We start from the raw sequence: 15,534 nt of genomic DNA, 5'->3' as shown, positions 1-15,534 counted from the left end.
TGTATGGGTTACCACGGAGGACCGTGGGAACCAGAAAGCCTGTACATCGTTGGGTAGTCTTCGTCATCGAAGGTGATCAGACTACTGGCAGCTTAAAAGCTGCCCTACAATGCCGAGGTTCAATCAGCTTTATCTCGTTCCCACGCTCCCGCGTGGGAATGCAGACATCGCTATACATCACTGAAAATCTAACTTATCGCTATTCTGAACTCGCTATATGGGTTACCACGGAGGACCGTGGGAACCAGAAAAAAATCATGTCTCATCCACCCTGTACATTGTTGGGTAGTCTTCGTCGTCATCGAAGGTGATCAGACTACTGGTAGCTTAAAAGCTGCCCTACAATGTCGAGGGTAAATCGGCTTTATCTCGTTCCCATGCTCCCGCGTGGGAATGCAGACATTGCTATACATCACTGAACCTTTTAACTTATCGCTATTCTGAACCCGCTATATGGGTTACCACGGAGGACCGAGGGAACCAGAAAGCCTGAACTCGTGCGTGGTTTTTGTAGGGTAGCCTTCGTCGTCATCGAAGGTGATCAGGCTACCGGCAGCTTGAAAGCTGCCCTACAGTGCTCCGCCTATGTTTCTGCGGATGACCATACAAACCCGGAAGTAACCTCACCCCTTTCGAGCTACTCTTCAGGCCAATAATTCTCAAATATAAACTCATCCACGGGTGCCGCTTCCGTCCAACGTTCTTCCACCAGCATGGGCTGGTCATAAAACTTGTCGACGTGGCCAATACAGAGAATGGCCACCGGTTTACTGTCCACCGGCATTTTTAACAATTCAGCTAACCTATCGGGATCAAATAACGATACCCAGCCAAGTCCAATGCCTTCTGCACGTGCGGCCAGCCACATGTTTTGTATGGCGCAAGCCAACGATGCCAGATCCATCTCTGGCAACGTACGACGGCCAAAAACATGCTTTTCACGACCATCCGGTAATGCGGCGACCACCACTTCAGCGCAGTCTCGGATACCTTCCACTTTCAGCTTCAGAAACTCGTCACGCCGCTGCCCCAAAGCATCAGCAGTCTCCTGCCGCTCAGCCTCTACTAACTCGCAGATATCTTCGCGCAGTGTACGGTCGGTAATTCGCAGAAAACGCCAGGGCTGCATCAACCCCACACTGGGCGCTTGATGGGCGACCTTAAACAATCGCTGTAATATCTCCGGATCCAGCGGTTCCTGCGAGAAATGACGCATATCCCGCCGCTGTGCGATCACCCGATAAACCGCGTCCCGATCTGCTTCGCTGTACGCTTTATTACTGATACCCGTATTTACCTTGTTATTCACAGACATCTACTACTTCCCGCTCTGTTGAATCTTCCCACTGCACTGTTAAATGTTGCGCGTAGTTAAGGACGATCTGTTCAAGCCGCTCCATAGCATTTATATCATTGCGATTCACAATCCCAATCCGTAACAGACTGCGGTGTTTATTCACCATAATGACCCGCACCAGAATGCCCCGTGCCGCAAAGTAGTGTTGTAATCCGGTCGCTTCAGATCGACCCATCAACCAGCTTGAAAATAGTGCTGACCGGATCTCTCCCAGTGGGTTAAGCACCTCTATCAGCGGTGCCAACGCCTGCCGAGTCGCCTCCGCATTCAGACCTATATCCTGACGTGCACGCATTTGCCAGCCATCGTCGGATAACGCCTTTGTCGCCAGCGACTGCGCTACGCCATTCACCTGCCATAAACCCAGTCGCTGTTGCAGCGCTTCGCGCAATGTGGCCTCCGCAAAGACGAAACCCAATCGCAAACCAGCCAACCCAAAAAACTTACCAAAAGAGCGCAACACCACCATGTTGGCGTCATGATATCCCGCCAAGACACTCGATCCGGGTTCCGTATCAATGAAGGCTTCATCTACAATCAGGTAGCTGCCGGGAACCATCTGGCGGGACCATTCAGCCAATAGTTGAGGTGTGAAACACAAGCCCGAGGGGTTGTTGGGGTTGATCACTACCAAGTGAAAGGCTTCACCTTCCAGCAGCGCCTTTTCAATCATCACGCGAGCGGCTTCGGCATCAAACGCCGGATAGAACACCAACGGATTGCCGTTCTTCTGCCAACTATGTCGATGTTCGTCGTAGCCCACCGCCGGCAGTAACACCGGTAGTTTTTCAACGCATTTTGGTAGCGCCTGAATCACCGGCTGAGAACCGTTCACGGGTAGTAGCTGATCGCTGCCGTAATACTGCGCAGCGGCAGCTAAAAACTCCGGTTGAATATAGGGCAGCCGCTGAAACGCCAACGGATCAACACCCTCAACCGGATAAGATACGGGATTTAATCCTGTCGACAGATCCAGCCAGCTTTCCACCGGGATGTTATAGCGCGCGCTGGCACTGATCAGATCACCGCCGTGCAACAGATTTTCACTTAGAGCCACGCCAACACTCCCGCCAATATCACGATGACCAGCACCCAGAGACCCAACGCCCGATTCACCAACATACAGGCACGTTCAATACCTTGTGCTGAAGGCGTTTCGCCACTGTCTCGGTTGGGGCCCAGAGGAGGTCGTTGCTGTAACTCACCGTGGTAGATCGCCGCTCCGCCGAGCGATACATTAATCGCTCCCGCACCTGCCGCCATCACAGGCCCCGCGTTGGGGCTTTTCCAGGTCACCGCCTGTGCTTGCCAACACGACAGTGCGATGCGTGTTTTTCCTGCGAGCGCGTAACTCAGTGCCGTCAGGCGCGCAGGCAGGTAATTCAGCACATCATCGATACGTGCCGCCGCCCAGCCAAAGCTCAGAAAACGGGAATTTTTATAGCCCCACATGGCATCCAACGTATTGCTCAGGCGATAGAGCACCACACCGGGAATGCCCAACAGGCAAAACCAGAAGATCGCGGAGAAGATCGCATCCGCGCCATTCTCAAGCACCGATTCAGTCGCGGCGCTGGCGATGGCCGTTTCATCTAACTGCGAGGTATCACGACTGACGATCATACCCACCGCATGACGGGCTGAATCCAGATCATCCGATCGCAAGGGATCAGATACCGCTTTGCCATGTTCAATCAGGCTCTGCCAGCCGATCGCCAGATACAGCACGACCCCGCCCAGAATTGCGGCAATCACTGTGCTCTGTGACACCCATAGATCCGCGCAATACGCGAATAGAACCAACGGAACCACCGCTAAACACCACGCCAACACACCGGTGCCCCGCCCTACGGATCGGTCACCATTCGTGGTGTTCCATGTACGCTCAATAGCTGAAGCCAGACGACCAAACCCCACCAGCGGATGAAACTGCTTGGGTTCACCCAGCAGACGATCCAGCAACAAGGCCAGCAGTATTGATGCGATTAGACTCACTGCTCAGCACCCAGCGGAAGTAGTTCTAGCGACAGCAGTTCGCAGATCCGCTCAAACGGCAACACCGCCTCAACCTCATCAGCCAACCGCTCGATCTGCTGCTCCCGAAAAGCGGCATAATCAAATGCTTCAACCTGCCCCAATCCCGCCCATTTCAGCAGATGATCCAGCAACTCAGACTCATCAAACAAACCGTGGATATAGCTGCCCATCACCGTATCGTCTGCATTCTTTGAGCCTTCCGGGAGCAATTCTGAATCACCGTCTACCGGGCGGATCTGAAACAACGGCCGCTCCAGCGCGTTGCCACAACTGACTCCGGCATGGATCTCATAGCCTTTTACGGAAAACCCGGTTTCTAAAGCTTCACCACAGATATTGCGCAGCATCTTATCGCCGGTCAGCGTGGTTTCCATCTCCAGCAAGCCCAGTCCTGCGGTGGACCCGGCAGCGGATTCAATGGCATCCGGATCATGAATCCACTGCCCCAGCATCTGATAACCACCACACACGCCAATCATCTTGCCTCCCAACCGCAGATGGCGTTGGATCGCATCTGCCCAGCCGCTCGATTTCAGCCACTCCAGATCACCGCGTACGTTTTTACTGCCCGGCAGAATAATCAGATCCGCACCGTTAAAGTCCTTCAGGTCACGCATAAATTCGCAGTCCACCTGCGGATGCATACGCAACACGTCAAAGTCGGTATGGTTGCTGGCACGCGGATAGACCGGCACGACCACTTTCAGTTGCTGGTAGTTGCCATCATGCTTTTGCTGCTGATTGATCGCATCTTCCGCTTCGATATGCAGGTTCATCACATACGGCACCACCGCTAATGTCGGCACACCTGTACGCGCTTCCAGCCACTCCAGCCCCGGTTCCAACAAAGAGACATCACCGCGAAAACGGTTGATGATAAACCCCTTCACCCGGTTTTTTTCAGAGTCACTCAGCAGTTCATAAGTCCCGTACAGATGGGCAAACACGCCACCCCGGTCAATATCCGCGACGATCACCACCGGACAATCCACCGCTTCGGCAAAACCCATGTTGGCAATGTCATGCTCGCGCAGATTGATCTCCGCTGGACTGCCCGCCCCTTCCACAATCACCGCCTGATACTGCTCGCTCAGCCGCTGATGACTGTACACCACCTCTTTTAGCAGCTCGGGCTTGTAGTGGTGATACTCGGTGGCTTTCATATTGCCAATCGCTTTACCGTGCACAATCACCTGTGCGCCAATATCGCTGTTGGGTTTGAGCAGCACCGGATTCATATCCACCGTGGGTTTCAGAAAACAGGCTTCCGCTTGTACCGCCTGTGCACGACCAATCTCTCCGCCCTCTGCCGTTACCGCGCTATTGAGCGCCATGTTCTGCGGTTTGAACGGCGCTACCGAGATCTGCTTACGCGCCAGAATCCGCCCCAGTGCGGTAACCATGATGCTTTTACCCGCATCAGATGTGGTGCCCTGCACCATCAACGTATGGGGATGTGTAAACTCGCTCATTTCATTCCTTCCTGCTGCTGATCGATCTCCAGCAGCAAATCCTGTAATGCACCGGCGTAATCACCCGGCTCCTGCCCCAGTCCACGTTGGGTCGCTTCCAGCAAACGTTCTGCCATCTCTTCCAATGCATGAGGGTTATGCTGTTCCAGAAACGCCCGGTTCTGCGGATCAAACAGCAACGCATCGGTCACTTTTTCGTATTGGTAGTCGGCGATCAGGTTGGTGGTGGCATCGTAGGCAAACATGTAGTCCACGCTGGCAGTCATCTCGAATGCCCCTTTATAACCGTGTTCACGCATCGCATTGATCCACTTGGGATTCAGCACCCGTGAGCGGATCACCCGATTCAGCTCCTCTTTCAAGGTTCGTACTTTAGGTACCTGAGGGTTGGAGTGATCGTTGTGATAAACCTCGGGGGCCTCACCTTTGTACACAGTGACGGCGTTGGTCATGCCACCCTGAAACTGGTAATAGTCATCGGAATCCAGAATATCGTGCTCTCGGTTATCCTGATTCTGCACCACCGCATCCAGCTGAGAGAGCTGATGTTGGAACGCCTGTTTCGCCTCCACCCCATCACCCTTGCCGTAAGCGTAACCACCCCAGTTGAGATAAGCTTCGGCCAGATCACTGCGCTGCTCCCAGCAACGCTCATCGATCAAACCCTGAAGTCCCGCGCCATAAGCACCTGGTTTGCTACCAAATACGCGGTAACTGGCTTCCCGTTGTGCTTCTTCGACAGGCATACCTGAAGAGACCAGTTCCTGCTGACGCTGCTCGATATTTTCACGGATCGTATTAGCGCTACCCGGATCATCCATCGTCGCAATCGCTTGAACAGCAGCGTCGTAAAGCTTCATCACATTGGGGAAGGCATCGCGGAAAAAACCGGAAACACGCAGCGTCACATCCACCCGCGGGCGACCTAACTGCATCGCGCTGATCACTTCAAAATCAACAACCCGATTGGAACCGGGTGCCCACAACGGACGAACACCCATCAACGCAAACGCCTGTGCAATATCATCACCGCCGGTACGCATGGTGGCGGTCCCCCAGACAGACAAACCCAACTGACGTGGATAGTCGCCATGCGCTTGCAGATGGCGTTCGATCAGTGCCTGCGCCGACCGCTCACCTATCGCCCAGGCCGCAGGGCTGGGAATAGAACGGTTATCCACCGAGAAGAAGTTTCGTCCTGTCGGTAAGGTATCCAGACGACCACGCGTTGGCGCGCCACTAGGGCCAGGAGGGACAAAGACACCGTTCAGGCCACTGATCAGCGATTGGATCTCCAGCTCGACACTTTGCTCCAGTGCCTTATGAATCCGGTGGCGCGCATAGATCAGCTGTTCTGAGGTCTGCGGATATGCACTGAGTTCCGACAGATCAGTGTCATTGAGCACATAACGCTCTACCCAAGCCAGCGCCAGCAACTCCAGTCGCTCACGGGTATCCGCTTCGCTACGCCACAGATCATCAGACAGCGTTGTTAGCTGATCAGGTTTCTTACCCAACCAATCCTCATGGCTGGCCGCGAGCGGATCAAATAACTCACCGTCTTTGATACGCAGATCGAAATCAGCGACCAGATTGTGCAAAATGCCCTGGCTCTGCGCATCGTCCCCGCGCGGCAAGCGCAGCAACGCCACTAACGTATCGGCCAGCTTTCCGTTTTCCGGCAGCTCGCCCAGAATATGCAGACCATGACGGATCTGAGCTTCTTTGATATCACACAGATACGCATCCAGTTCGGCGAGCACCCCATCATCGTCTTCGGTTTCAGCCGCCAGTTCATCCAGCAGATGGGTCTTGCGCACCTGCTTTAATATTTCATCCCGCAACCACTGCTCACGCCGAGTGTCCATTCCCAGCGCCTGATAATACTCATCCACCAGCCCTTCCAGTTCGGCCAGTTCGCCGTAGCTCTCCGCGCGGGTCATCGGGGGCATCAGGTGGTCGATAATCACCGCCTGCGTGCGGCGTTTTGCCTGCGCACCTTCACCCGGATCATTAACGATAAACGGATAGAAGTGCGGCATCGGACCTAGCGCTATATCAGGCCAACAGCTGTCTGACAGCGCTGTACCTTTGCCCGGCAACCACTCCAGATTGCCGTGTTTACCCACATGGATCACCGCATCCACCTGATAGCAGTGGCGCAGCCAGAAATAGAACGCCAGATAATTATGTGGCGGGATCAGATCAGGATCGTGGTAGTTCGCGACCAGATCGATGTTAAATCCGCGCGCGGGCTGAATACCAACGAAGGTTTCACCGATACGAATACCCGATAACATCAACCGCCCCTGACGGCATTTGATATCGTCTTCCGGCCCACCCCACTGTTCATACACTGCCAGCTGACACGCCTCTGGTAGCTGGCGGAAATAGTGCAGATATTCATCCAACGCCATACTCTGCCAGCAGGGTAACTGGTGCAAAGTATTAGGATTGTTGGTGACCGCTTCCAACAGTGACTCGATCAGCGCCGTGCCGGTTTCGGGCAGATCGTTGGGATCACCCAGCGGATAACCCGCCTCTGCCAGCGCCCGCAAGATATTGACCGTCGATGCCGGGGTATCCAGTCCCACTCCATTACCGATACGGCCATCTTTGGTGGGATAGTTCGCCAGTATCAGCGCGATCCGTTTATCCTGATTTACTTTTCGCGCCAGTGAGCAGTGTCGGGCGGCCAGTTCGGCGACAAACGCTGCACGTTCGACATGTAATTCATACCGAACCACAGAGACTTCGCACCGCTCATCAAAGTGACTTTCGGCTTTAAAGCTCACCGCACGGGTGACGATTCGACCATCCATCTCCGGTAACACCACCTGCATGGCGATATCCCGGCTGCGTAAACCCTGACTGTATTGCTGCCAGTCCTCTTCGGTACTGCTGGACAACACCAACTGCAAAACGGGCAACTCACGCGCAAACGGCGAGGTAAAATCGGTGGGCTGAGACGAGAGATCAGGGCTGGCCACGGTATTGCTGGCAAAACCGGTGGTATTGATAATCAATGATGCATTGCTCTGTTCCACCAGTGCATTCACCAGAGTGATCGACTCGGCATCTTTCAACGAGGCGATCGCCACCGGCAGTGGATTCAGATTCTGCTGCTCAAGTGCCGTGATCAGACCATCAAACATAGCGGTGTTCGCCGACTGCAGATGACTGCGATAAAACAACAACACGGCGACAGGCTGATCGGGATGACCATGACACTGCCAACGTTGCTGCCACTCAGGGAAACTCGCCTGACCGCCGTTAAATCGGGTTGGTTGGGTTTCATCGCGCGCCTCCGCAGGCATATACAACATACAACGCGGCAGACTGCGCGGTTCATCCCAGCGCAGATCAGCATCCAGATATTGGGCCGCCAGAAAGCTCACCAACTGCTGACTATTATCTACGCCGCCTTCACGCAGATATCGCCAGACACGGTGGCAGTCTTCTAAAGATACCGTCGACGCGTCGAACAGCTCGGGATCAAGGGCATCATCACCCGGTACGATAATCAGCTGACGCGACATACCATCAGTCGCACCCTTAGCCCATGCCTGTAAACGCTCGAAACCGTACGGCCAGTAGTTCTGCCCACCCAGCAGGGACAACACCACTACACGGGCATGCTCCAGCACTTTATGCTCGTACAGATCATAGGCTGCGGGTTTGAGCAGCTGCATCCAGTTCGCTAACCGGATCTCCACACTGCTGCCCTGTTCCTGACTCTGATACAGGCACACGCCTGCCGACAACGCGGCAAGCGCGCTATCCGCAGCGGACAATATAATGATCTCTGCCGGAGTCTGGTCCAGATCGATGATACCTTCATCATCAACGAACCCGCCGGGCTGAGCTGCGAGCAAGTGCATATTAAGGCGCGTCTACCAAAGCTGTTTCCAGGGCCGCTTTAATCACCCCCTCTTCAATGCCTTTGCCGATAAACACCAGCTGAGTGGCACGGGTTTCATCCTTCGTCCACGGACGATCAAAGTACACATCCAGGCGTTTACCCACAGCCTGCAATACCTGACGCATCGGCTTACCCGGCAGTGCAACGAAGCCTTTAACGCGGTAGATATTGAAATCACTCAGCAGGGATTTCAGCGCGGCTTGCAACTTGTCGCTGTCGACTTCACCTAACGGAATCACAAAAGAGTCAAAGTGATCGTGGGCGTGATCGTGATGCTCACCGTGCGCGTGGTGATGATCATGGTGGTTGTGTACGTGATCGATGCGCTCTTCCGCGGCGGCATCCAACCCCATCAACATATCCAGCTGCGCTTCACCGTTGCTGATATAGGTTGTTTTCACTGCATTCGGGACTTTGGCGGTGACGGCTCTTTCAACCAGCTCACGCTCATCGCTGTCCAGCAGATCGTTTTTGCTGACCACGACCAGGTCGGCTGCGCTGAGCTGATCATCCAGCAGTTCCTGCAAGGATGGATCATGGTCCAGACTCTCATCTGCCAGGCGCTGTGCTTGTACCTGATCCACATCGTTGGCAAAGCGTCCTGCGGCTACCGCAGGGCCGTCGATCACGGTAATCACCGCATCCACCGTGCAATACTCTTTGATCCCCGGCCAGTTAAACGCCTGTACCAGTGGTTTTGGCAGTGCCAGACCGCTGGTTTCAATCAAGATATGATCAATGTCATCACGGCGCTCGACCAGCTGCTGCATCACTGGGAGGAACTCTTCCTCAACGGTGCAGCAGATGCAGCCGTTGGCCAGTTCGTAGATGCCACTTTCGTTGTTAGCAACAGCGCCCTGCTCCGGCCCTTCATCACAATCAAGCGGGCAACTGCGCAGCAGGTCAGCATCAATATCCAGCTCACCAAATTCGTTCACGATGACGGCGATACGCTTACCGGCCGCCTGCTTCAACACGTTGGACAACAGTGTGGTTTTACCACTACCCAGAAAACCGGTAACAACCGTGGTTGGGATCTTATTCAGCTGCATGTTTAATCTCTTTTTATCGATCACTGATCGGGGGTGATATCACGTTTAACGGTTCTGGGTTGGTCAGGCTTAACCCGTGGCCGATAGATATGGGCCTGATCCTTCTGGTACAGATAGGAATCGGCAAAATCGTCGCTGTCGAGCACATGACCGACCAAGATCAAGGCCGTACGGGTAAAGCCCTTTTCACGGACTTTGGCGACAATATCGCGCAAAGTACCGGTCACTTTTTCCTGATCCGGCCAGGATGTGCGGTAACACACCGCGACCGGACAGTCTTCGCCGTAATGTGGGATCAGCTCTTCGACGATCTTATGAATGCGGGTAATACCCAGATGAATCGCCAGCGTCGCACCGCTACGCGCCAGTTCAGGCAAACGCTCACGTTCCGGGAACGGAGTTTTACCTTCGTAGCGGGTCATGATGATGGTTTGAGACACGCCGGACAGGGTCAGTTCTTTGCCCAGATACGCAGCGGATGCGGCCACCGCACTCACACCCGGAATCACTTCGTAGTCTATTCCGATCTGTTCAAGACGGCGGATCTGTTCACCAATCGCGCCATACAATGCTGGATCACCGCACTGTAAACGGGCCACATCTTTACCTTCCGCATGGGCCTGTGTGATATGCGCGCTGATCTCATCCAGATCGATGGAAGCGGTATCGATGATCTTCTCGGCACGGCCTTCCACTTCCGCCAATACTTCTCGCGGAATCAGTGATCCAGCATAGAGCACCACCGGACACTGCTTGAGAATGCGCAGACCTTTCAGGGTCATTAGCTCAGGATCACCGGGACCGGCACCAATAAAGTAAACGGTCATAGGTTGCCCTCAACACCGAGCTTTTTCTTGTAACCGCGCGGGGTGTAGACCCACTCCCGACTGCCGTTCACGATATGACGGGATTCGCTGTTCCCCACACTCACCAGCGTGAACATATCCACATCTTTGGCATCCAGCTGGTCCAGCGTAATGATGCGAATGCTCTCATCTTCGCGGGTCAGCTGACGGCCCAACAAAACTGGGGTCGAGGCCGGGCGGTATTGCAGCAGAATGTCGCGGGCATGATTAAGCTGCCAATCTCGTTTTTTAGACACTGGGTTGTAGAACGACACCACAAAGTCACCGGTACCGGCGCTGTGGATGCGCTTTTCAATGGTTTCCCACGGTGTCAGCAGATCAGACAAAGAGATGGTACAAAAGTCGTGCCCCAGCAGTGCGCCAACCCGGCTGGCACCTGCCTGCATGGCCGAGATGCCCGGGATCACTTCGATCTGCACATCCAGCCATTCAGGGTGATCTTCGTTCCCCTGCAATTGCTGATCGAGCAGCTCAAACACCAATGTCGCCATGGCGTAGATACCGATATCACCGCTGGAGATCAGTGCCGTGGTTTTACCACTCGCTGCCAGATCCAGTGCCAGACGGGCACGATTGATCTCTTCACCCAACGGCATATCGTGATGGGTTTTGCCGTCACACACCTCACCCAGCAGATCCAGGTAAAGACCATAGGCCACCAGATCCGTACTGGCCTGAATCGCCGCCAGCGCTTTGGGTGCCACCAGATGAATATCACCGGGGCCGGTGCCTACTACAAATAATCGACTCATTGGGTTCTCTGATAATTCATTCATTCGGAATTGCTTTAAGTCTTGTTGGCAGGATAAATCCTGCCCTACAAACACATCTCGTTCCCACGCTCCCGCGTGGGAATGCATACAGCGCTCTACCTTAACCCCCTGCTAACCGGACACTTCCGTATGGGTTCCCACGGGGGACCATGGGAACCAGACACTGCACTGCCAGCGGCGGCTTACACCTCGTTCCCACGCTCCCGCGTGGGAATGCATACAGCGTTCATCAATTACTACTCAGCCAACCGAACACCATCGTATGGGTTCCCACGGAGGACCGTGGGAACCAGAAACACTGGGGTCACGCTGGATAACTGCGCGCGATAGCACAGGTTGCCTTACGGGTTTTCTGTTTGTTCAGCACCAGCTCCGGTGCCTGGCCTGTCGCCTGCTGAGCGGCATACAGCGCGGCAGACTCCGCCACGCCGTATACCCCTACCGTGTTAAATACATATTCTGAGCGGGTGCTGAGCAATCCATCCATCGTGCTTAGCTGCTGGGTATTCCAGGTCTGGTAGGGTTTACCCAGCTTCCGCGCCAGTTCAATCAGCCCCACTTCATCCGCTTTAATATCGATGCTGTTGAGGCTTTGAATATGATCCAGCGTTAAACCTGCATCACTCAGGCACTGCTCCAGCAAACGTTCTAACTCTTCAACCGGACAGTGGCGCTCACACCCCATGCCCACGCTGTATACAGGCTGCAAGTATGGCTTTGCAGTGGTGATAACCGCCTGTGCCGACAACATATCGGCAACCTGAGCCGCCCAGTCGTTGGCACCACCTTCATGACCGGATAGCAGCGGGATCACGTATTGCCCCAGCTCATCGAGCACCAGCACGGGCGGGTCCTGATGTTTATCCTGCATCACCGGTGCCAGCGATCGCATCACGATGCCGGTCGCGCAGATAAAGATCAGCGCTTCACCCTTACGAAATGCCTGCTGCACCGATTCAGCAAACGGTTTGGGTTTAAACCAGACCTCGCTATCCTCGATCTCCGTGCTCAATCGCACCGCGAGTCGGTGACCCGCATCGGTGAGCGCAATAATCTTGCTCATCGGCTGTTGCGCTCCTGACGGGTGATAACGAACAACGAAAAGTACGGACCGACTTCATTCGCCAGTTCTGAGATCGACGATTCAACGCGCTGATTCTCACGCCCGATATATTCCAGATAACGGGCATCGTTGTTACGACCCGTCTCCTCCAGCAAAGCCAGAATCCGCGGACGCGCCTGACCCGCTTTCATAATCACTACGGAGTCGTGTTGCTGTAGCGCCGTACGGATCTGCTCATCGCTGTGACGACCACTCACCACCACAAAAGACTCTTTCAACATGGTCAACGGTGCTTGAAGCGCGGCGGATGCGGCATGCACCGAGGAGATACCCGGTACCACCTGGCATTCAAACCCGGACTGCAAACGTTCAAGCAGGTAGGCAAAGGAGCCAAAGAACAGAGGGTCACCTTCACAGAGGAAAACCACATCACGGCCTGCATCCAACTGCTGGCGAATCTGCTCTGCGCCTTCGTCATAGGCTTGATTCGCCAGACGCCGGTCGGTCGACATCGGCATATTGATAGCAATCTCGATCTGCTCGGCCGGAACGTTCGCAAAGGCTTCGCAAGCAATAGCCCGCGCCTGACTCTGCCCGCTGTCGTTCGCCAGATAGGAGACCACCGCCGCATTCTGAATCAGCCGTAACGCTTTCAACGTGATCAGCTCCGGATCACCCGGCCCTACACCCACGCCGTAAAAGCAGCCCCTACTCATAGCAGCGTTCCTCATTGATCGCCGTTTTACGGAAACGGAATAACGTAACCGGCAGCGAAGGACGATAAAGCAGCTGGCCTGCTAACTGATCACCCCGGCTCACCATGATCTGTGTTGTCTGAGAGTACGCATCGCCGTACTGCATCCGGGCTTCATAAAATGCCAGCAAAGACTGTTTGGTGGTTTCAGTCACGGCACTCGCTACCAAAACACCACCGTCGGGTAACTGTGCCCAAACCTGATCAAGCAAACGTTCCAACTCGCCGCCACTGCCGCCTATAAACACCTTATCCGGATTCGGCAGATCACTAAGAGCACAAGGGGCACGCCCTTCAATCACATTTAAATTACTCACCACACCAAAACGATCACGGTTCTGCCGTAAGCAGTGCAGTCGGTCCGGATGATGTTCAACGGCATAGATCTGGCTATCCGGGTTCCAGTAGCTCAGTTCAACCGCCACGCCACCACAACCGGCACCGATATCCCACACCTGATCACCCTTAGAAACCTGCATCATTGATAGGATCGCCAAACGCACTTCGCGCTTGGTCAGCATCCCTTTGCCACCAGGTTTATCCGTCACAAAACGCTCCTCAGGTATTCCCGGGAATTCGGGCAGAATACCGCCCTCGCCCTGCACCTGAATCACCGTGACATGCAGTGGATCAAACACCACATCAGCATCCGCCAATCGATCGGCTACATAAGCGGTGACTTTTTCGTGGCTGTAGCCCAGCGCTTCACATACGGTCAGTTCTGATTTGGAAAACCCAGCCGCAATACACTCCTGCGCCAGAACCTGCGGTGTGCTGTGTTTATCGGTCAGAATCACCAAGGTACGATTTCGCTTCAGCTGGGTACGAATTTTCTCCAGTGGACGACCATGCAGACTTAACACCTCAACATCCTGCAGCGATAGTCCCAAACGATGACACGCCGCCTGAATACTCGACACCGCCGGATAGAAACTCAGCTGATCTGCGGGGAAGCGGCGACTAAACCAGCGTCCGATGCCGTAATACAGCGGATCACCCGACGCCAATACGACAACCGAAGGAGTACTTTCCGCTGCCCACTGCTCCAGCTGCGCTTCTAACTCCAACAACGGTGGCAGGTGTAATGTCTGCTGTTCACCAACCAGATCGGCAACCACCCTTAACTGGCGCTCGGAACCGATCACGACACTGGCAGACAGCAATGCACGCTGAGCTAGCGGGTCTAACTGAGCGACTTCACTGACGCCCAGACCCATAATATGCAGATGCATCAGTACCATTCTCCCCGGTTACAACGTAGCAAGGCGTTGCAGGTCGCCGACGACACCGCACTGCCACCCTGACGTCCCAGCAATGTGATGCACTCAATGCCCAGCTGCTCGTGCATATCCCACAGGACCTGCTTGGATTCGGCAGCCCCCACAAAACCCACCGGCATACCGATAATCAGCGCCGGTTTTGGCGCACCATCTTCGATATTCTCCAGCAGGCGAAATAGTGCTGTCGGCGCATTACCAATCACCACCACGGCGCCAGCCAGATGCTCTTGCCACAGCGCAACCGCAGCCATCGAGCGCGTTTCACCACGGGCTTTCGCCAGTTCGGGCGCCTGAGGATCATTGAGAAAACACAGCGGTGGCTGGGAGATCATGCGTTTGGTGATCCCCTGCTTCACCATCTCGGCATCACACAGAATTGGCTTATTCTCACGCAGTGCCCGTAAACCCTGCGTGCACGCGTGCTGACTAAAGCGTACCTGTGAGGCAACCTCAGGCATCCCAATGCTATGCACAACACGCATCACAACCTGCTGCTCTTCGCGGCTCAGGCCGGACAGATCGGTCAGCTCACGTATCTGGCGAAAGCTTTCCTGCTCGATCGCAACAGGATTTATTTCGTATTCAAATGGCACTTTGTTTTCCTAAATTCAAAACCGGCTGTAGCAGCCCTCTCTGAGGGCGACTGTATGTATGGATTCCCACGGGGGACCGTGGGAACCAGAATACATCCGTGGTTACCCTTCACCTCGTTCCCACGCTCCTGCGTGGGAACGCAGACCGCTCTAACGACACCGCAAGCTCAGATCGCACACTGAGATTAAACCGCTGTATGGATTCCCACGGGGGACCGTGGGAACCAGAATACATCCGTGGCTACCCTTCACCTCGTTCCCATGCTCCCGCGTGGGAATGCAGACCGCTCTAACGACACCGCAAGCTCAGATCGTGCGCTGAGATTAACCCGCTGTATGGATTCCCACGGGGGACCGTGGGAACC

Annotated in this window: 12 protein-coding genes; all 12 read right to left on the bottom strand. The window is 54.7% G+C overall.

Annotated features, from left to right (window positions below; all coding sequences use genetic code 11):
- Positions 1-637: 637 nt before the first annotated feature.
- Positions 638-1,315, bottom strand: a complete 678-nt coding sequence (bluB, locus tag ABYW01_RS03400) for a 5,6-dimethylbenzimidazole synthase (protein WP_372831132.1) — start codon at positions 1,313-1,315, stop codon at positions 638-640.
- Entirely contained in the window at positions 1,302-2,414 is a 1,113-nt protein-coding gene (locus ABYW01_RS03395; RefSeq protein WP_372831131.1) for a threonine-phosphate decarboxylase, read from the bottom strand. The genes bluB and ABYW01_RS03395 overlap by 14 nt, the downstream gene beginning before the upstream one ends.
- Positions 2,405-3,352 (bottom strand): adenosylcobinamide-phosphate synthase CbiB, encoded by a 948-nt coding sequence (gene cbiB, locus ABYW01_RS03390; RefSeq protein WP_372831130.1) that lies wholly within the window; start codon positions 3,350-3,352, stop codon positions 2,405-2,407. Before cbiB ends, ABYW01_RS03395 begins: the two co-directional genes overlap by 10 nt.
- Positions 3,349-4,866, bottom strand: a complete 1,518-nt coding sequence (locus ABYW01_RS03385; RefSeq protein ID WP_372831129.1) for a cobyric acid synthase — start codon at positions 4,864-4,866, stop codon at positions 3,349-3,351. Before ABYW01_RS03385 ends, cbiB begins: the two co-directional genes overlap by 4 nt.
- Positions 4,863-8,747: a cobaltochelatase subunit CobN gene (cobN, locus tag ABYW01_RS03380; protein ID WP_372831128.1), complete on the bottom strand. Its 3,885-nt coding sequence runs from the start codon at positions 8,745-8,747 to the stop codon at positions 4,863-4,865. Before cobN ends, ABYW01_RS03385 begins: the two co-directional genes overlap by 4 nt.
- 1 nt (position 8,748) lies before the next feature.
- Positions 8,749-9,840: a cobalamin biosynthesis protein CobW gene (cobW, locus tag ABYW01_RS03375; RefSeq protein WP_372831127.1), complete on the bottom strand. Its 1,092-nt coding sequence runs from the start codon at positions 9,838-9,840 to the stop codon at positions 8,749-8,751.
- Between the two features lie 20 nt (positions 9,841-9,860).
- Complete coding sequence (gene cobM, locus ABYW01_RS03370) at positions 9,861-10,667, bottom strand: precorrin-4 C(11)-methyltransferase (protein ID WP_372831126.1); 807 nt, start codon at positions 10,665-10,667, stop codon at positions 9,861-9,863.
- Positions 10,664-11,458 (bottom strand): precorrin-3B C(17)-methyltransferase, encoded by a 795-nt coding sequence (gene cobJ / locus ABYW01_RS03365; RefSeq protein ID WP_372831125.1) that lies wholly within the window; start codon positions 11,456-11,458, stop codon positions 10,664-10,666. Before cobJ ends, cobM begins: the two co-directional genes overlap by 4 nt.
- A 325-nt stretch (positions 11,459-11,783) precedes the next feature.
- Positions 11,784-12,542: a cobalt-precorrin 5A hydrolase gene (locus ABYW01_RS03360; RefSeq protein WP_372831124.1), complete on the bottom strand. Its 759-nt coding sequence runs from the start codon at positions 12,540-12,542 to the stop codon at positions 11,784-11,786.
- Positions 12,539-13,258, bottom strand: coding sequence for a precorrin-2 C(20)-methyltransferase (cobI, locus tag ABYW01_RS03355; protein WP_372831123.1), 720 nt, complete (start codon positions 13,256-13,258; stop codon positions 12,539-12,541). Before cobI ends, ABYW01_RS03360 begins: the two co-directional genes overlap by 4 nt.
- Positions 13,251-14,528 carry a precorrin-6y C5,15-methyltransferase (decarboxylating) subunit CbiE gene (gene cbiE / locus ABYW01_RS03350; protein ID WP_372831122.1) on the bottom strand — a complete coding sequence of 426 codons (1,278 nt, stop codon included), beginning with the start codon at positions 14,526-14,528 and terminating at the stop codon, positions 13,251-13,253. The genes cobI and cbiE overlap by 8 nt, the downstream gene beginning before the upstream one ends.
- The gene (locus ABYW01_RS03345; protein WP_372831121.1) at positions 14,528-15,169 is read right to left on the bottom strand and encodes a precorrin-8X methylmutase; all 642 of its coding nucleotides are present in this window, start codon (positions 15,167-15,169) and stop codon (positions 14,528-14,530) included. The genes cbiE and ABYW01_RS03345 overlap by 1 nt, the downstream gene beginning before the upstream one ends.
- Positions 15,170-15,534 lie beyond the last annotated feature (365 nt).

Origin of the sequence: Pontibacterium sp., from assembly GCF_041587635.1 — a bacterium.
Classification (GTDB): Bacteria; Pseudomonadota; Gammaproteobacteria; order Pseudomonadales; family Balneatricaceae; genus Pontibacterium.
This window is presented reverse-complemented; position numbering and strand designations above follow the sequence as displayed.